This window comes from Kribbella pittospori (assembly GCF_004331465.1).
GTDB lineage: Bacteria > Actinomycetota > Actinomycetes > Propionibacteriales > Kribbellaceae > Kribbella > Kribbella pittospori.
Genome location: NZ_SJKB01000017.1, coordinates 84,097 through 100,693, shown reverse-complemented (window position 1 = coordinate 100,693; position 16,597 = coordinate 84,097). Strand labels below are relative to the sequence as shown.

20 protein-coding genes are annotated in these 16,597 nt (G+C 68.6%); 14 read left to right on the top strand and 6 right to left on the bottom strand.

Translation table 11 applies throughout. The annotated features are described in order from the left end of the window. Nucleotides 1–45 precede the first annotated feature (45 nt). Complete coding sequence (locus E0H73_RS37595; RefSeq protein WP_131364651.1) at nt 46–744, top strand: CTP synthase C-terminal region-related (seleno)protein; 699 nt, start codon at nt 46–48, stop codon at nt 742–744. 17 nt (nt 745–761) lie between these two features. Here E0H73_RS37595 and E0H73_RS37590 read toward each other — a convergent pair whose 3' ends face one another. Beyond that, a complete protein-coding gene (locus E0H73_RS37590) occupies nt 762–1,763 on the bottom strand; it encodes a Gfo/Idh/MocA family protein (protein WP_131364649.1) in 1,002 nt (333 codons plus the stop codon). A gap of 322 nt (nt 1,764–2,085) precedes the next feature. Here E0H73_RS37590 and E0H73_RS37585 point away from each other — a divergent pair, with 322 nt between their 5' ends. After that, nucleotides 2,086–2,829, top strand: coding sequence for a GntR family transcriptional regulator (locus E0H73_RS37585; protein ID WP_131364647.1), 744 nt, complete (start codon nt 2,086–2,088; stop codon nt 2,827–2,829). A 13-nt stretch (nt 2,830–2,842) separates the two neighbouring features. Here E0H73_RS37585 and E0H73_RS37580 read toward each other — a convergent pair whose 3' ends face one another. Both E0H73_RS37580 and E0H73_RS37575 read right to left on the bottom strand, forming a co-directional pair. Beyond that, entirely contained in the window at nt 2,843–3,610 is a 768-nt protein-coding gene (locus E0H73_RS37580) for a hypothetical protein (RefSeq protein WP_131364645.1), read from the bottom strand. A gap of 16 nt (nt 3,611–3,626) precedes the next feature. Beyond that, nucleotides 3,627–4,127: a SigE family RNA polymerase sigma factor gene (locus tag E0H73_RS37575; RefSeq protein ID WP_131364643.1), complete on the bottom strand. Its 501-nt coding sequence runs from the start codon at nt 4,125–4,127 to the stop codon at nt 3,627–3,629. A gap of 179 nt (nt 4,128–4,306) precedes the next feature. On the opposite strand from E0H73_RS37575, the gene E0H73_RS37570 reads away from it, so the two are divergent. The 8 genes from E0H73_RS37570 to E0H73_RS37535 all read left to right on the top strand — a co-directional run bounded on the left by E0H73_RS37570 (nt 4,307) and on the right by E0H73_RS37535 (nt 9,734). Continuing rightward, nucleotides 4,307–5,581, top strand: coding sequence for a TadA family conjugal transfer-associated ATPase (locus E0H73_RS37570; protein WP_131364641.1), 1,275 nt, complete (start codon nt 4,307–4,309; stop codon nt 5,579–5,581). Beyond that, nucleotides 5,581–6,441: a type II secretion system F family protein gene (locus E0H73_RS37565; RefSeq protein ID WP_131364639.1), complete on the top strand. Its 861-nt coding sequence runs from the start codon at nt 5,581–5,583 to the stop codon at nt 6,439–6,441. Before E0H73_RS37570 ends, E0H73_RS37565 begins: the two co-directional genes overlap by 1 nt. Further along, entirely contained in the window at nt 6,438–7,376 is a 939-nt protein-coding gene (locus E0H73_RS37560) for a type II secretion system F family protein (RefSeq protein WP_131364637.1), read from the top strand. The genes E0H73_RS37565 and E0H73_RS37560 overlap by 4 nt, the downstream gene beginning before the upstream one ends. Before the next feature lie 14 nt (nt 7,377–7,390). Continuing rightward, complete coding sequence (locus E0H73_RS37555) at nt 7,391–7,585, top strand: hypothetical protein (protein ID WP_131364635.1); 195 nt, start codon at nt 7,391–7,393, stop codon at nt 7,583–7,585. After that, complete coding sequence (locus E0H73_RS37550) at nt 7,585–7,992, top strand: TadE family protein (RefSeq protein ID WP_131364776.1); 408 nt, start codon at nt 7,585–7,587, stop codon at nt 7,990–7,992. Before E0H73_RS37555 ends, E0H73_RS37550 begins: the two co-directional genes overlap by 1 nt. After that, complete coding sequence (locus E0H73_RS37545) at nt 7,989–8,438, top strand: hypothetical protein (RefSeq protein WP_131364633.1); 450 nt, start codon at nt 7,989–7,991, stop codon at nt 8,436–8,438. The genes E0H73_RS37550 and E0H73_RS37545 overlap by 4 nt, the downstream gene beginning before the upstream one ends. Nucleotides 8,439–8,473: 35 nt before the next feature. Continuing rightward, complete coding sequence (locus E0H73_RS37540; protein ID WP_238164530.1) at nt 8,474–8,872, top strand: pilus assembly protein TadG-related protein; 399 nt, start codon at nt 8,474–8,476, stop codon at nt 8,870–8,872. Nucleotides 8,873–8,939: 67 nt separating this feature from the next. Beyond that, on the top strand, nt 8,940–9,734 hold the full coding sequence (locus tag E0H73_RS37535; protein ID WP_131364629.1) for an SDR family NAD(P)-dependent oxidoreductase: 795 nt from the start codon (nt 8,940–8,942) through the stop codon (nt 9,732–9,734). 18 nt (nt 9,735–9,752) lie between these two features. Here the strand turns inward: E0H73_RS37535 and E0H73_RS37530 are convergent, their stop codons facing one another. Beyond that, the gene (locus E0H73_RS37530) at nt 9,753–10,553 is read right to left on the bottom strand and encodes an SDR family oxidoreductase (RefSeq protein WP_131364627.1); all 801 of its coding nucleotides are present in this window, start codon (nt 10,551–10,553) and stop codon (nt 9,753–9,755) included. A 71-nt stretch (nt 10,554–10,624) separates the two neighbouring features. Here E0H73_RS37530 and E0H73_RS37525 point away from each other — a divergent pair, with 71 nt between their 5' ends. The 3 genes from E0H73_RS37525 to E0H73_RS37515 are packed head-to-tail and all read left to right on the top strand — an operon-like array spanning nt 10,625 to nt 13,187. Beyond that, nucleotides 10,625–11,257, top strand: coding sequence for a TetR/AcrR family transcriptional regulator (locus tag E0H73_RS37525; protein ID WP_131364625.1), 633 nt, complete (start codon nt 10,625–10,627; stop codon nt 11,255–11,257). An 18-nt stretch (nt 11,258–11,275) separates the two neighbouring features. After that, nucleotides 11,276–12,397 (top strand): peptide chain release factor 2, encoded by a 1,122-nt coding sequence (prfB, locus tag E0H73_RS37520; protein ID WP_131364623.1) that lies wholly within the window; start codon nt 11,276–11,278, stop codon nt 12,395–12,397. Next, the gene (locus E0H73_RS37515; RefSeq protein WP_131364621.1) at nt 12,381–13,187 is read left to right on the top strand and encodes a pentapeptide repeat-containing protein; all 807 of its coding nucleotides are present in this window, start codon (nt 12,381–12,383) and stop codon (nt 13,185–13,187) included. The genes prfB and E0H73_RS37515 overlap by 17 nt, the downstream gene beginning before the upstream one ends. On the opposite strand, the gene E0H73_RS37510 is transcribed toward E0H73_RS37515, so the two are convergent. Next, nucleotides 13,144–14,598 (bottom strand): MFS transporter, encoded by a 1,455-nt coding sequence (locus tag E0H73_RS37510; protein ID WP_165555970.1) that lies wholly within the window; start codon nt 14,596–14,598, stop codon nt 13,144–13,146. The genes E0H73_RS37515 and E0H73_RS37510 overlap by 44 nt on opposite strands. Before the next feature lie 101 nt (nt 14,599–14,699). Between E0H73_RS37510 and E0H73_RS37505 the strand changes: the two genes are divergently transcribed. Then, entirely contained in the window at nt 14,700–15,563 is an 864-nt protein-coding gene (locus E0H73_RS37505; RefSeq protein WP_238164529.1) for a helix-turn-helix transcriptional regulator, read from the top strand. A 65-nt stretch (nt 15,564–15,628) separates the two neighbouring features. Here the strand turns inward: E0H73_RS37505 and E0H73_RS37500 are convergent, their stop codons facing one another. Then, the gene (locus E0H73_RS37500) at nt 15,629–16,537 is read right to left on the bottom strand and encodes a LysR family transcriptional regulator (RefSeq protein ID WP_131364617.1); all 909 of its coding nucleotides are present in this window, start codon (nt 16,535–16,537) and stop codon (nt 15,629–15,631) included. Between the last annotated feature and the right edge of the window lie 60 nt (nt 16,538–16,597).

Here is a 16,597-nt window from a genome sequence, read left to right as displayed (position 1 = left end):
ATCATCGTTGGCCCTGATGCCGGTCGGACGCCCAGGATGGTGGCTATGAACGCCTACGCCGGACGCATCGCCCTGGTCGCCGACCGCTCGCCGCACGTCCGCTCGCATGCGCGGGTGCCCGGTCTGCTCGACCGGTTGAAGGAACGCGACAACCTCGATCTCGACGTGTACTGGGTGCCGACCGAGGAGGCCGACGAGTCGCTGAAGGGGTTCGACGGCATCTGGCTGCTGCCGGGGAGCCCGTACAAGGACGAGGCCGGCGCGGTCACGGCGGTCCGGATCGCCCGGGAGAACGGGATCCCGTTCCTCGGCACGTGTGGCGGGTTCCAGCACGCAATGCTGGAGTTCGCCCGCAACGTCTGCGGTCTGTCGGGCGTGCAGCATGGCGAGAGCAACCCGGCGGCAGACGATCTGCTGATCGTCGCGCTGGAGTGCTCACTCGACGGTCACGAGGGTCCGGTCCAGGTGACGCCGGGGACCCGCGCAGCCGAGCTGCTGGGCGTCGAGCGGTCGATGGAGCGGTACCACTGCTCCTACGGCCTCGACTCCGCCCGCCTCGACGTACTGCGGGACCACGGCATGGTCTTCAGCGGGTACGACGACACGGGCGATCCGCGCATCGCGGAGTTGCCCGATCACCCGTTCTACCTGGCCACGCTGTTCCAGCCGGAGCTGGCGGGCGACGGCACTCGACCGCATGCACTGATCGAGGCCTTCGCCCGCGCAGCCGCCGGGAAGAGCTAGCGCAGCCGTCGGGAGGACTAGAGCGTGGTCGTCGGACGAGGCTCCAGACCGGCCGTCCGGTAGCACTCGTCGATCAGCGTCATGGTCGCGACCGCGTCATCCGCGTCGATCGGCAACGGTGCACCGTTGCGAACGCGAGCGGTGAACGCCTCCAGCTGATAGGCGTACGACGACTTGCGGCCGAGCTGCTCGACCCAGTGGTCCTCCTTGGTGGTGACGATCACCCGGTCGTCCAGATGCGGCAGCACGAAGCTGGGCGCGAACGCCTCACCGCGGGTGCCGACGATCTTGCAGCTGAAGTCGAGCGTCTCCGCCGCCATGCTCGTCCGCACCGATCCGGTCGCACCGTTCGGGAACTCGAGGTCGGCGTTCAACCACTCGTCCACACCGGGCAGCCGCTTCCGCTCACCGGCCCGGGCGCTGACCAGTCTGGGTGCTCCACCGGCCCACGGCGCGACCATGCGCTGGGCGTGCAGGGCGTAGCAACCGACGTCCATCACTGCACCGCCGGCCAGCGGCAGCGACCAGCGCGGGTCGTCGTCCGGCGGCGGTGGCATCACCATGGTCGTCTCGACGTGCTGCAGGTCGCCCAGCTCGCCCTTGGCGAGCAGCTCGTGCAGCCGGCGGGTCACCGGGTGGAAGACGTAGTGGAAGCCCTCCATCAGCACCACACCGTGCTCCGCGGCAGCGTCGCGCACCGCCGCTGCCTCGGTCGCGTTGCTGGCCGACGGCTTCTCCGTGAGCACATGTTTGCCCGCGGCAATCGCCCTCAGGTTCCAGGGACCGTGCAACGAGTTCGCCAGCGGGTTGTAGATCGCCTCGACCTCGGGATCGGCGATCACGTCCTCGTACGACGCGTGCACCTTCTCGACCCCGTGCTCCGCCGCGAACGCCTCGGCCCGGTCCCGGTCGCGCGCGGCGACGGCCACCAGTCGCGCCCCGCTCGGGCGCGCCGGGTCGGCGATCGCCCTCCCCGCGATCCGGGCAGCACCAAGGATCCCGATACGCAGCGGTTCCATGCTTCTCCTCATCGTCAGCGGTACGGCGGGCGCGGCACGACCGTGCCGGCGAATTCGACACCGAAGATGTCATCCTCCCGCACGCCCCCACCACCAAACATCCCTGGCCCGCCATCCGGACCCGACCCCCAGCCCTCAGCGTAGGAGTCTGTCGCTCCGCCCCAGCGCCGCCCCGCCCCCGGATCTCCGCCCTTCATCTGCCGTCCGCCCGGCGTTCATCCGGGTCGCTGGTGCCGACAATCAGGTGATTCGGTAACGGAGGGATCTGATCAAATCTGGGTGTTGGGTCGACGGATCAGGGCGCAGGACGCAGTATTTGCGCATGAGCACCGTGCAGGTCCGGGTTGATCGGAGCAGTCGTACGCCGTTACATGTGCAGCTGGCGCAGCAGCTCGAGGCGGCGATCCAGGGTGGCGAGTTGCCGGTCGGGTCTCGGCTGAGCAACGAGGTGGACCTGGCGGAGGCCTATGGCTTGAGCCGGCCGACTGTGCGGCAGGCGATCGCGCGCCTGGTCGACCAGGGGCTGCTGGTGCGCAAGCGCGGCGTCGGCACGCAGGTGGTCGGCCACTCGGGCCAGGTACGGCGTTCCCTGGAGCTCACCAGCCTGTACGACGACCTGGCCGCGGCTCACCGGAAGCCGGAGACCGAAGTACTGCGGTTCGGGATCAGCCCGGCGAACGCGGACGTGGCGACCGCGCTGCAGTGCGAGCAGGGCGACCGGGTGCTGAGGATCGAGCGACTGCGGCGGGCGGACGGCGAGCCGCTGGCGCTGATGCGGAACTGGCTCCCGCCCGACATGCTCGAGACGGACCCGGTCACGCTGGCCGAGCGAGGACTGTACGAGCTCCTACGCGCCGAGGGCGTGCGACTGAAGGTGGCGCACCAGACCATCTCCGCCGTACCCGCCAGCACCGAGCAGGCCAGACTCCTGTCCGAGGAGCCCGGCTGCCCGCTGCTGGCCACCACCCGCATCACGTACGACGACCACGGCCAGCCCGTCGAATACGGCTCCCACCTGTTCCGAGCCAGCCGCTATTCCTTCGAACACACCCTCGTCCACCGCTGACCGACTCGGGACGCTAGCGGTTGAGGTCCCGGCCCCAGCCGACGGGCGGGTAGGTCCACTTCGGACTGTCGGCCATCGCGATCAGCTGTGCTGTCGACAGCAGCGGCTTGGCGCGAGTCGGCACAGCCTTCTTGTAGGCGGTCGCGTTGGCGCTGCCCAGTGAGATGGTCCGGCCGTCGGGGTGGGCGATCGTCACGTAGTTGCTCCGTGGTTCGCTCGGCAGACCCGTTCCCGCGTACGTCGAAGCGATGACGAGCGTCCCGTCGGGGCGGGTGGTGCAGTTCTCAGGGTGCTCCGGCGGGCAGGAGATCGGAGTCTTCTCGGTCTTGATCAGCACCTCGACGTACGACGCCCCCTTACCGTCATCGGCCCGGACGGATGCGCCGATGAAGTCGTCGCCGAAGCTCGTCGGCTTGCTGACCCTGGTCCCCGGTGGGAGGAGCGACTGCAGCGTGACGAGAATCCCCTTCTTCGTCGCCACGTCCTGCTGGCCGGCGCTGGGCGTCGTACCGCTGCTGGTCGCGGTGGGTGCCGGGGTCGGTGCCGCCGCGAACGGAGGCTGCCCTGACGGGCGGCCGCCGAGGGCTTGGGTGCCGGCGACAACGATCCCGACGGTGGCCAGTACTGCGAATGCTCCGCCGGCGCCGGCGAGGGCCGTCCGGCGCCGACGCAGGACCTGCCCACGCCGGATGCCGCGCTCGACCAGGTCGGTCGCGTTCGGTTCGAGGTTCTCGGTGGCCCGATTCATCAGGTCGGGCAGGTTGTCGTTCAGAGGTGTCATCGAGGTTCTCCCAGGGTCAGAGGGTGGTCAGGTGGACGGCCTCGTCACCGAGCACCGCCCGGAGGCGGTCCAGGGCACGCGACGTCCGGGTCCTGATCGCACCGGCCGTCTTGCCGAGATCGAGCGCGACCTGTTCGACGCTGCGATCTTCGAAGAACCGCAGTACGAGCACCGCACGATCAAGCGGGGCCAGCTCGGCGAGTGCCTGCTGGAGGGACAGTCGAAGCTCGGGGTCTCCGGGACGCTCTGCTCGGTCCGGCAGCGTCGCGCTCGGTTGCTCGGTCGAGCTCCGCCGCCGCCGCTGCGAGACGTAGGTGCGCGCCAGCACCGTCTGTGCGTACGCCGGCAGGCTCTCGACGTGGTCGATCCGGCGCCAGGACCGGTACAACTTCGCCAGCGTCTCCTGGACCAGGTCCTCGGCCAGGTGGTGCTCACCGGCGAGCAGCCAGGCGGTTCGGTACAGCCTCGGAGTACGCGCTCTGGCGAACTCCTCGAAATCCTCGGTAGCTCGCGTCAAGTCACCCTCCCGGTCGTTGTCTCACCCTCTTGACGCTCCCTGCACCCCGCCGCGTTACACCGCCGGCGGCAGAAGTTATCCACAGCCTGCCGGAGCCGAGTGGCAGGTGAGCCTCAGGCTTGACAGGATGGTCGCGCACGGTGATCAAGTGGTCGCCGACGGGACTTCTGGGGAGACCGATGGCAGCCGACAGACTCGCCGCGCGCCGGCCGGGCCGGGACGCCGTCGAGCTGATCGATGCCCAAGTGCGTGACGTCGTACGCCGGGAGGGGATCGACCCGCTGCGGGATCCGGGGGCGGTGAACGCGATCGTCGCGACCGTCGTTCGGGAGTACGACGAGCGCAGCCTGACCGGGGTGGTTCCGCCGATCGTGGATGTGGAAGCGGTCAGCCGGGAGGTGCACGACCGCGTCGCGGGGTTCGGGCCGCTGCAGCGATTCCTGGATGACCCGGCGGTCGAAGAGATCTGGATCAATGAGCCGAGCCGCGTGTTCATTGCGCGGGAAGGCCGGCATGAGCTGACCACGACGGTGCTGACCGAGGAAGAGGTCAGCGATCTGGTCGAGCGGATGCTGAAGACGACCGGCCGCCGGATCGATGTCTCGCAGCCGTTCACCGACGCGCGACTGCCCGACGGCAGCCGCGTGCACATCGTTCTGGGCGGGATCACTCAACGCTACGCAGCCATCAACATTCGGAAATTCACGGTCCGCGCGACCCGGCTGAGCGACCTGGTCGCGCTCGGATCGCTGACCCCGCACGCGGCCGCGGTCCTGGACGCCGCGGTTGCAGTCGGCCTGAACATCCTGGTTTCGGGCGGCACGCAGGCCGGCAAGACCACGATGCTGAACGCGCTGGCCGGCTCGATCCCGGGCAGCGAACGCGTGATCAGCTGCGAAGAGGTCTTCGAAATCAAACTGCCAATTCCGGACTGGGTGTCCATGCAGACGCGGCAGGCGGGTCTCGAAGGCACGGGCGAGGTGCGCCTGCGCGACCTGGTGAAGGAATCGCTGCGGATGCGCCCGTCCCGGCTGATCGTCGGTGAGGTCCGCGGCGAGGAGTGCCTTGATCTCCTCTTGGCTCTCAACAGTGGATTGCCCGGCATGTGCACGATCCATGCGAACTCGGCACGCGAGGCCCTGACCAAGATGTGCACGTTGCCGTTGCTGGCCGGCGAGAACATCGGGTCCCGGTTCGTGCTTCCGACCGTGGCCGGCTGCGTGGATCTCGTCATCCATCTCGGGATCGGGGCGGACGGGCAGCGGCGGGTGCGAGAGATCGTCGCGGTCAGTGGGCGGATCGAGGAGCAGGCGATCGAGACCGAGACGGTGTTCGGCACGGCCGACGGACAGTTGCGACGGGCCGAAGGACATCTGCCGCATCCCGAGCGCTTCAAGCATGCGGGGTACTCCCTGTCCGGGCTGCTGACCGAGTTGCCGCGGGGGGTGGGCTGATGGGACTGCTGCTCGGATTGTTCTTCGGGATCGGCCTGCTGCTGATCATCTGGACGTTCGCGGTGCCGGCGGAGACGCGACCGGCGACCGACGCGCGACTGATCGCCCGAAGCCGCGACCTCCTGGCCAGCGCAGGGATCGAAGGTGTGACGCCGGGTGCATTCATCGGCGCGTGCCTGATCACCGGCGTCGCCGGGTTCGTGGTGATGTTCGTGGTGTCGGGTGCATGGCCCGTCGGGGTGGTGTTCGGCCTGATGTCGGGCGGTCTGCCGGTCGCGCTGGTGCGGAGCCGCGCGCGGAAGCGTCTCGCCGAGTTTCGTGAGCTGTGGCCCGATGTGGTCGACAACATCGCCTCCGCGGTCCGCGCGGGACTTTCATTGTCCGAGGCGCTGGCCCAAGTGGGTGAGCGCGGGCCACTGCCGTTGCGCGAACCGTTCCGCCGGTTCGGCGCGGACTATGCGTCGACGGGCCGCTTCGCGGATTCGCTGGACCGGTTGAAGGCGCGGCTCGCGGATCCCGTCGGCGACCGAGTGGTCGAGGCGTTGCGGATCGCGCGCGAGGTCGGTGGTGGGGATCTCGGCCGATTGCTGCGTTCGCTGTCGACGTTCCTCCGCGACGACGCCCGCACCAGATCCGAGCTCGAGTCCAGACAGTCCTGGTCGGTCAATGGTGCCCGGGTCGCGGTCGCCGCGCCGTGGCTCGTGCTTGCGTTGTTGTCGTTCCAAGGTGATGTGATCCAGCGCTACAACTCGACGGTCGGCGCACTGATCATCGGTGTGGGTGCAGCGGTCTGCGTGATCGCGTACCGCCTGATGCTGCGGATCGGCCGGTTGCCCGAGCCCGAGAGGGTGCTGCGATGAGCCCGATGCTGCTCGGCGGTCTGGTGGGTGTCCTCTTCGGACTCAGCCTGCTCCTGGTCGTACGGCGTTTGCCGTTCTTGAGGAAGCCGTCCGTCGACGACCGGATCGCGCCGTACCTGCGTGATCTTGGTGGGCCGGAGGTGTTCCTCGGTGTGGTCGACTCCAGTTCGCCGTTCTACGCGATCGTGCGGTTGTTCGGGCCGTCGCTGCGGGCCGGGGCCGGCAGGTTGGAGCGGCTGCTCGGTGGTGCGGCGTCGATCCGCCGCCGGTTGTCGCGGGCTGGGATCGAGCGGTCGGTCGAGGAGTTCCGGATCGAGCAGGTGCTGTGGGGTACGGCGGCGTTCGGAGCAGGTCTCGTCGTCTCGATCATCGCGGTGTCGTTCGGAGTCGGGAATCCGATCGGGATGCTGGTGTTCTGCGGCCTGGTGGGCGTCCTCGGAGTACTTGCCAGAGACACCTATCTGAGCACGCAGGTACGACGCCGGGAGCGGCGGCTGCTCGCGGAGTTGCCGACCGTGGCCGAGTTGCTGGCGCTGTCGGTGGCGGCCGGTGAGGGTCCGGCGGCAGCACTCGATCGGGTCGCCCGGTCGTGCCGCGGCGAGCTCGCCGATGAACTCCAGCGGGTCCTGGGCGAGACCCGCGCCGGTGAGACGCTCGTCCGTGCACTCGACGGCCTCGCCGACCGCACTGGTCTGCTCGCGCTGTCGAGGTTCGCCGACGGACTCGCAGTCGCACTCGAACGCGGTACGCCACTGGCCGACGTACTGCGGGCGCAGGCAGGGGACATCCGCGAGGCCGGGCGGCGCGAGTTGATCGAGTCCGGCGCTCGCCGCGAGGTCGCGATGATGGTCCCGGTCGTGTTCCTCGTCCTGCCGGTCACCATCGCGTTCGCCTTCTACCCGGGCGCTGTCGGAATCCGGCTGATCGCCGGATGAACTGAGGAGAGGTCATGTCCCTACTGCTGACGAGACTGTTCGTGGCGCTGATGGCGCCACGGCCCGCACGGAAGGAGCGCGGCGACGTCCCCGGCTGGGTGCTGATCACCGTGATGACCGCCGGGCTGGTCGTCGTGATCTGGGGCCTGGCGGGCAAACAACTCGCCCAGATGCTGCAGGACGCACTGGACTCCGTCTCCAACAAGTGATGGTCCCCGCCCGCCCGCATCCGCCCCGGTCGCGTGACGAACGCGGCTCGGCGGTGGTCGACTTCGTGCTGGTGTCGATGCTCGTGGTGCCTTTGTTCCTCGGCATCCTGCAGGTCGGGCTCTATCTGTACGTCCGGAACACCCTCACCGCTGCGGCGTCCGAGGGTGCGGCGTACGCGGCCGTGCTGAATCGGCAGCCGGGCGACGGAGAGGGTCGGACGCGCGATCTGATCGACGGAGTGGTGAAGGACCAGTTGATCGATGCGGTCCAGTCCGAGGAGACCGACATCGACGGTCAACCAGGAGTGCAGGTCGTCGTGAAGGCGCACATGCCACCGCTGGGGCTGTGGGGTCCCGGCGTCGCGTTCAGCGTCGAAGGTCATGCCGTCAAGGAGACCGGCGAATGAACCGATCGCGGGACGAGAGCGGTAGCGCGGTGGTCGAGTTCTCCTGGCTGGCATTGTTGCTGATGGTCCCGTTGATCTACGTGATGCTCGCCGTTTTCGATGTCCAGCGGGCGTCGTACGGCGCGACCGCGGCGACTCGGGCGGCGGGGCGGGCGTTCGTGATCGTGCCGGCCGGGTTGTCGGAGGACGAGGCGCGGACGCGGGCGTTCGAGGCGGCGCGGCTGGCGATGAAGGATCAAGGTGTTGAGCTGACCTCCGACCAGCTCACGATCACCTGTAATCCGGCCTGCCTCGAGCCTGGGTCGACGGTCACCGTCACGCTGACCACCGACGTACCGCTGCCGCTCATCCCGGACGCCCTCGGCGGAGAGCCGCCGGCGATCCACCTCAGTGCCTCGCACACCGAGCCGTACGGCGACTATCGCGAGGCCAAGGGCAACGGATGAACGGATGCCGACGGCAACAGGGTGAGCAGGGTCAGATGACCGTTCTCATCATCGGCTTCACCGCGATCATCCTGCTGATGATCGTCGTGGTGACCGACATCTCCAAGGTGTTCCTGGTACGTCGTGACCTCGACGCGACCGCGGACGGCGCCGTACTGGCCGCGGCGAACGGGCTCGCGGCGATCTACACGCAACCTGCGGCGGATGGGAACGCCGAGTTCGACCCGGAGCAGGCCCGTCGGCTGGCAGCCGAATACCTGGACCAGGTTGCCGCGAGCAACCGATTCGAGGGGCTGGACTGGTCGGCCGACGTCGCCGGTACGACGGTGACGGTGCGGCTGACATCGTCGGTGGACCTGCCGTTCAAGCCGCCCGGCTGGCAGGGAGACGCCGACATCGCGTCCGAGGCGGCCGCGATCGTGCCGGTCCGCTGAGGCGCTTTCGCGCCCGCATCGGTGGGGCGTCGCGTGCGGGAATCGGCAGGCTGGGCACCATGGGGGAATGAAGATCGAGCTGAACGGACGGCGGGCGCTGGTGTCGGGATCGAGCCAGGGGATCGGACTGGCCATCGCCACCGAACTGGCGCGAGCAGGTGCGGCAGTGGTGGTGAACGGCCGCGGCCAGGAGAAGACCCAGGCGGCCGCGGATCAGGTCCGCAGGGAGGTGCCGGACGCCGACGTGACGGCGATCGCGGCCGACCTCGCCTCGGCCGAAGGCGCCGACGTACTGCGGGATCAGGTCGGCGAACTGGACATTCTGGTCAACAACCTCGGCATCTTCGGGGCCAAGCCGGTGCTGGAGATCGACGACGACGAGTGGCGCCGGTACTTCGAGGTGAACGTGCTGTCCGCGGTCCGGCTGATCCGGACGTATCTGCCGGGAATGATGGACCGCGGCTTCGGCCGGGTGATGAACATCGCGAGTGACTCGGCGGTGGTGACGCCGCTGGAGATGGTGCACTACGGGATGACGAAGACGGCTCTGCTCGCGGTGACCCGGGGCTACGCGAAGGCCGCCGCAGGGACCGGTGTGACGGTGAACTCGGTGATGGCCGGCCCGACGCACACCCCGGGTGTCGAGGACTTCGTGCACGAGTTGGTCGGTGACGACCTGCCGTGGGACGAGGCCCAACGCCAGTTCATGAAGGAGCACCGGCCGCACTCGCTCATCCAGCGTCTGATCGAGCCGCCGGAGATCGGCAATCTGGTCGTCTACCTCAGCTCCGACCTCGCCTCCGCCACCACGGGCGGCGCGGTCCGCGTCGACGGCGGCTACATCGACTCGATCCTGCCCTAGGTAAGACTCGATCCTGCCCTAGGTAAACAGCCCCGGGTTGTCGGTCAGCCAGGTGGTCCAGCTCCGGCCGGAGCGGGCGGTCAGGAGCTCGACGCCGGTTTCGATCGGCTGGGGAACGCCCACGCGAGACGCCCAGTAGGCGAGCAACGTCTCCCGCTGGCCGGCGTCGCGCATCCGCATCTCGGCGCGGGCCTCGTCGGGCGTCAGATCGACCGCCTCGATCGCAGCACCGGTGACTTCGGTGATCACAGAGATCTGATGGCGTCGCGTCATCGACGACGGTCCGGTCATCGGATAGCCACAACCGTCGTGGCCGTGACCCGGTCCGTCGAGGAGCACACGGATCGCGGCATCGGCGATGTCCTGCTCATGGATCGGCGCCTCCTCGGCATCGAGGTACGGCAGCCGGATCTGCCCGGTCGCGCGGAACTGATGCGACCAGAACCGCGCGTTGCTCATGAACGCACCGGGTCGCAAGTACGTCGTCGCGTACGAGCCGCTGCCGATCACGCGCTCGGTCTTCGCGTGCGGGTCGTCTGGACCGCCCTGTGAGGAGAGCGACGACAGCAAGACCACCTGTTTGACGCCGGCCGCCTCGGCCGCCGCGACGAACGTCGGCGCCGACGACGGATCGGAGTACAGGAAGACCTGGCTGATGCCGCGCAGTGCAGGTGCCGGGTCGTCCGCATCGCTGACCGCAGCAGGTCCGACGGCGGAGGGTTGGCGAGAGGCGACGCGGACGTCGTGGCCGGCGGCGGTCAGGCCGGCGGTGATGGCGCGGGCGATCGTGCCGCGGCCGCCGGTGACGAGAATCGTCATTGGGTTGGCTCCAAAAATGTAGTGACTACAAGATTGGATGAAGTAAAACAGGATGCCCTACGCTCTGTCCAATGGAGACCGGGCGGCGGGAGCGGAAGAAGCAGCAGACGCGGCAGGCCATCTCGGATGTCGCGACCACGCTGTTCCTCGAGCGTGGCTTCGACGCGGTGACGGTCGCCGAGGTGGCGCGCGCGGCGGACGTCGCCGTACAGACGGTGTTCAATCACTTCCCGGCCAAGGAGGATCTGTTCTTCGACGAGCCGGGCTGGTGGACGGGGCCTGCCCGCGCGGTCCGGGAGGCGCCGGCTGGGGCGGATCCGGTGAATGTGCTGGAGGCGGCGTACCTGTCCGAGACCCGGGAGCGGTTCGAGGTCGGGCATCTGGCGACCTGGAAGCAGTTCGTCCGGACGATCGAGAGCAGCCCCGCCCTGCTGGCCCGTCGCCGGCTGAACGCCGCGGAGATGGAGACCTCGCTCACCGAAGCCCTCGACGAACGGAATCCGGGGCAGTACCTCAGAAACCGTTTGATCGCGGCTCAGTTCGCCGCCGCGCAGAAGGTCCTGGAAGAACAGCTGATGCGGCTCCTGCCCGACGAAGCGTCCGCGGATCAGGTGCAGCAAGCCCAAGCAGAGTTGGAAAGAGCGGTCGCCGAGGTGTTCGGAGTACTCCGTCACGGCCTCGCCTTACCGGCAACTACCGCCTAGCAGGTAGGCTGCTTGGTTGTGGCTGGACTGGATTTTGACGCGGAGCTCAAGCAGCTCGACGCGACGCTGACCTCGATCGAGAAGGTGCTCGATCTCGACGCTCTGCGCCGGGAGATCGCCGACCTCGGTGAGCAGGTCGCCGCGCCGGACCTGTGGGACGACCAGGCGAACGCGCAGAAGGTGACGTCGCGGCTGTCCAGCCTGCAAGCGGACGTGGAGCGGGTGACCGCGCTGCGCAGCCGGGTCGACGACCTCGGCGTACTGGTCGAGCTCGGCCGGGAAGAGAACGACGCCGACAGTATGGCGGAGGCGGAGAAGGAGATCGGCTCGCTGAGCAAGGCGATCCAGTCCCTCGAGGTCCGCACTCTGCTGTCCGGTGAGTACGACGAGCGCGAGGCGCTGGTGACGATCCGGTCCGGCGCGGGCGGAGTGGACGCGGCCGACTTCGCCGAGATGCTGCAGCGGATGTACCTGCGCTGGGCCGAGCGGCACGGCTACCCGACCGAGGTCTACGACACGTCGTACGCCGAAGAGGCCGGGCTCAAGTCGACCACGTTCGGGGTCAAGGCGCCGTACGCCTACGGCACGCTGAGTGTGGAGTCGGGTACGCACCGGCTGGTGCGGATCTCGCCGTTCGACAACCAGGGCCGCCGGCAGACCTCGTTCGCCGCGGTCGAGGTGGTTCCGGTGCTCGAGCAGACCGACGAGATCGACGTTCCCGAAGAGGAACTGCGGATCGACGTGTACCGCTCGTCCGGCCCGGGTGGCCAGAGCGTCAACACCACCGACTCGGCGGTGCGGATCACACACATCCCGACCGGCACCGTGGTCTCCTGCCAGAACGAGAAGTCCCAGCTGCAGAACAAGGCCAGCGCGATGGTGATCCTGAAGGCCAAGCTGCTGGCGCTGAAGAAGGCCGAGGAGCGGGCCCAGATCGACGCACTGCGCGGTGACGTGCAGGGCTCGTGGGGTGACCAGATGCGGTCGTACGTGCTGCACCCGTACCAGATGGTGAAGGACCTCCGCACGCAGTACGAGTCCGGCAACACCTCCGGTGTCTTCGACGGTGAGATCGACGACTTCATCGAGGCCGGCATCCGCTGGCGCCGCACCGGCCAGACGGTTGCCGAACAAAACTGACCGCAGAGCAGATCTCAGGGCCGACTGCAACAACTGCTTCGGCCTCTGCTGCGTCGCGCTGACGTTCAGCAGGTCCGCGGACTTCGCGATCGACAAGCCCGCCGGTGAGGCGTGTCCCAATCTCAGTGACGACTTCCGCTGCACGATCCACAGCAAGCTGCGGTCGAAGGGCTTCCAGGGCTGCACGGTCTACGACTGCTTCGGTGCCGGTCAGGAGATCTCCCGCCGCGCCGGGAAGAGCTGGCGCGAACAGCCAGGCCAGGAGATGTTCGCCGCGTTGCCGATCCTCCGCCAGCTCCACGAGCTGCTCTGGTATCTCACGGAAGCCCTTGAATACAAGGCGTTCGATGCCGAGATCCTGGCGGCGATCGAGCGCGTCGAGAGTGTGGCCAGTACTGCGGACCTGACGAAGGTCGACGTGATCGCGGAACGGGCCTTGGTCAACGAACTGCTCCTGAAGACCAGCCAGCTCGTGCGCGGCAAGCAGAGCAAGAAGAAGGAGCGCCGCGGCGCCGACCTGATGGGTAAGAACCTCCGCGGTGCAGATCTCGCGAAGGCGAACCTGCGCGGTGCCTACCTGATCGGCGCCGACCTGCGCGACGCCGATCTCCGGCAGGCGGACCTGATCGGCGCGGATCTCCGCGACGCGGACCTGCGCGGCGCCGACCTGACCGGGGCGATGTTCCTCACCCAGGCTCAGGTCAACGCCGCGCGCGGCGACCGTGCCACCAAACTCCCCGCCGCTGTTACGCTCCCGTCCCACTGGGGCGTGAACCCAGCCGGTGCGTGACAGGCGTCATCAGCAGTGAGACGACGGTGATGCTCAGTGCCACCGCGGCGAGTGCTCCGCCCTGTCCCCAGGACGTGCCCGCCAGGGCCAGGTACGCCGTACCGACGATGGCTGCACCGAAGGCGAGGGTCGTCTGCTGGCTGGTGAGCAGGATGCCGCTGCCCAGTCCGGCCTGCGCCGGCGGGACCTGACCGACCACGACGCCGATGAGCGGCACCATGACCAGTCCGCTGCCGAAGCCGGCGATCAGCATCGGTACGGCGAGGGTCCACGGCGTCACGTCCGGCCAGGCCACGAGAGTGATGACGGCCAGTACGGCGTACCCGACGGCCTGGATGAGCCAGCCGCGGAGGATCAGGCCGGCGCCGTACCGCTGCTGCAGCCGCGGACCGTAGACCGAGGTGATCAGGAACCCGACTGCCAGCGGCAACAGGCTCAGACCGCCTTCCAGTGGAGACATGTGAGCCTCGCCCTGTGTGGCGAGCGCGAAGACGAACATGAAGCCGCCGAAGGTCGTGAAGAACGCGCTTGCGAGCAGCAGGCCGAGTCGCATCGCGCGGAGCCGCAGAACCGTCGGCGGGATCAGCGGAGCGCGACCCGACTTCTCAGACCTGTGCTGGTGTAGGCCGAGCAGCGCCACAGCCGGAATGACCGCGGCCAGGCAGAGCCAGGTCCAGAGCGGCCAGCCGAGCGGTCGTCCTTCGGTGAGCGGCAGGAGCAGCAGGACGAGGGCCAGTGCGAGCAGAGCGGCGCCGACGAGATCGACCCGATGTGCCTTCTCGGCCTTGGTCTCCGGGAGTAGCCGGATCGCCGCTGCGACCGCCAGCACGCCGACCGGGACGTTGACGAGGAACACGGCTCGCCAGCCCAGCCCGAACACATTAGCTTCGACCAGCACGCCGCCGAGGATCTGACCGAGCGCGGCCGCGGTACCGCCGGCCACACCGAACATGGCCATCGCGCGGGCGCGGTGCTCGCCGGTGAGCAGGCTGGTGATCGACGCGAGGACCTGCGGCGTCATGGCGGCGGCCGCGGCGCCCTGGACGACGCGAGCCGCCAGCAGTACGCCGATGGTCGGAGCGATCGCGCAGATCAGCGACAGCACGGTGAAACCGGCCAGGCCGATCAGGAACAGCCGCTTGCGGCCGAACCCGTCGCCGAGGCGGCCGCCGACCACGAGCAGGGTGGCGTTGGCGATGCCGTAGCTGCCGACGACGAGTTGGAGTTCGCCAGAGGTCGCCTGCAGGTCCGAGCCGATGGCCGGCAGCGCGACGTTGATGATGAAGAAGGAGAGCATCGGCAGGAAGGCGCCGAAGAGGAGAGTGGTCAGTGCCACCGGGCCCAGGGGTGACGCGACGGCACGCGGCCGGGCGGGAACACCGGTGGCGGTGGCCTGGAGCTGGTCTGTCATGCCTCCAGCCTGCGCGCGCTCGGAGCCTGGTGGTGAGAGCCTGGTTATCCTGGTATTGACAGCACCTGGCACCAGGCTCCTCTTCGCGCCATCATGGCCACATGACCACCCTGCCATTGACCACCGACAGAACTGCCGTCGACAAAGGCGAGCAGCGGCGGGAGCTGGGCGTCTTCCTGCGCAGCCGGCGGGAGCGGATCCGGCCGGACGAGGTCGGGTTCGCGCCGGGTGGCCGGCGCCGGACGCCGGGACTGCGGCGGGAAGAAGTGGCGCTGCTGGCGGGGGTCGGCGTCACCTGGTACACGTGGCTCGAGCAGGGGCGGGACATCAACGTGTCGGCGCAGGTGCTGGAGGCGCTGGCGAACACGCTGCGGCTGGACCGGCAGGAGCGCAATCATCTGTTCACCCTGGCCGGGCTCCAGGTCGGCCCGACGCGCGGTGAGTGCGCGATCCTGCCCGCGTCCGTCCAGAGGACGCTCGACGCGGTCTCGCCGTACCCGGCTGTCGTACTGAGTGCGCGCTACGACATCCTCGCGTTCAACGAGGCCTACTGCCGGGTGGTGCTGGACCTGCGGCAGATCCCGGTCGAGGAGCGCAACATGCTCTGGGCGACGTTCGTGTCGCGCGAATGGCGGTGCACGTTCGCCGAGTCCGAGGCGATGAAGGTGCACATGGTGGCCGGGTTCCGGGCGGCGATGGCCGACCATCTCGGTGAGCCGTCGTGGCAGGATCTCCTCCAGCGGCTGCTCGCCGGGTCGAAGCTGTTCACCGAGTTGTGGGAGCGGTACGAGGTCGGCGCGCCGAGCAACCGGATCAAGGTCTTCGAGAATCCCGAGGCCGGCATACTGCGGATCGAACCGGTCAACCTGTGGCTGTCCCAGCTCGGGCAGTTCCGGGCGACCGTCTACACCGCCGCCGACGAGGACACCGAGAAGAAGCTCCAGGCCCTCGTCGGCTCCAGCTGAGGCTCAGGTGACCGGTATGCCGGGATTGGTCAAGGCCTACTGCGTCGGGCGGGGATCGCAATCGATCAGGCGGTGTCACGGGCAGGCCAGGCGGACTCGAGTGTGGACAGGGTGACGGCGATCGCGGGCCGGCGGGAGGTCGTGGCCCGCCAGACGGCGTACAGGCGGCGGCTCGGGGCGGGCTGCAGCGGTACGACGACCACGCCGTCGGGGAGCGTGCCTCGGCCGAGCCGGGGGAGCAGGCCGATGCCGATGCCTTGGGCAAGCATCGCCAACTGGGTCTGGTACTCCGCGACCGAGTAGGCGATCTCGGGCTCGACGCCGGCCCGGCGCATCGTCCGGACCAGCCACTCGTGACAGATCGAACCGACCGGTTGGCAGATCCATCGCTCGCCGACCAGATCCTCCGCCCGCACGGACTCCTTGCCGGCCAGGCGATGCGTCGCCGGGACGAGGACGTCGGCCGGATCGGACCCGAGCTTCACCCGGGACAGTCCCTCCGGCAGGCTCAGCGGCGTGTTCTGCCAGTCGTGCACCACTGCCACGTGGATCTCCCCGCGACTGACCGCGGCGACAGCCTCGAACGGATCGGTCTCGGTCACCCGGACATCCAGGCCGGGATGATCGTTGATCAAACGCGCCAGTGCATGCGGCAGCAAACCTCGCGCGGCGGTCGGGAATGCGGCGATCTTCAGCGTGCCGATCGCTCGCCCACGTTGCTCTTCCAGCGTCAGCTCGGCGTCCTCGACCAGCTCGAGGATGCGCGCGGCGGTCGACGCCAACTGCCGGGCGGCGTCGGTGAGGACGATGCCGCGGCCCTGCCGCTCGATCAGCGTCGTCCGCGTCTCGCGCTCCAGTTTCGTCAGTTGCTGGGACACCGCCGACGGCGTGTAGCCGAGCACCTCGGCGGCGCGGTTGACCGACCCGTACTGCGCGACGGCGTGCAGAGCGCGGAGCCGGCCGAGATCCATCATTCAGCACTCCTAAAGTGATGGCAGTAGCAATCGGTGCTGGTCCTTAAGTGTACGCCGACC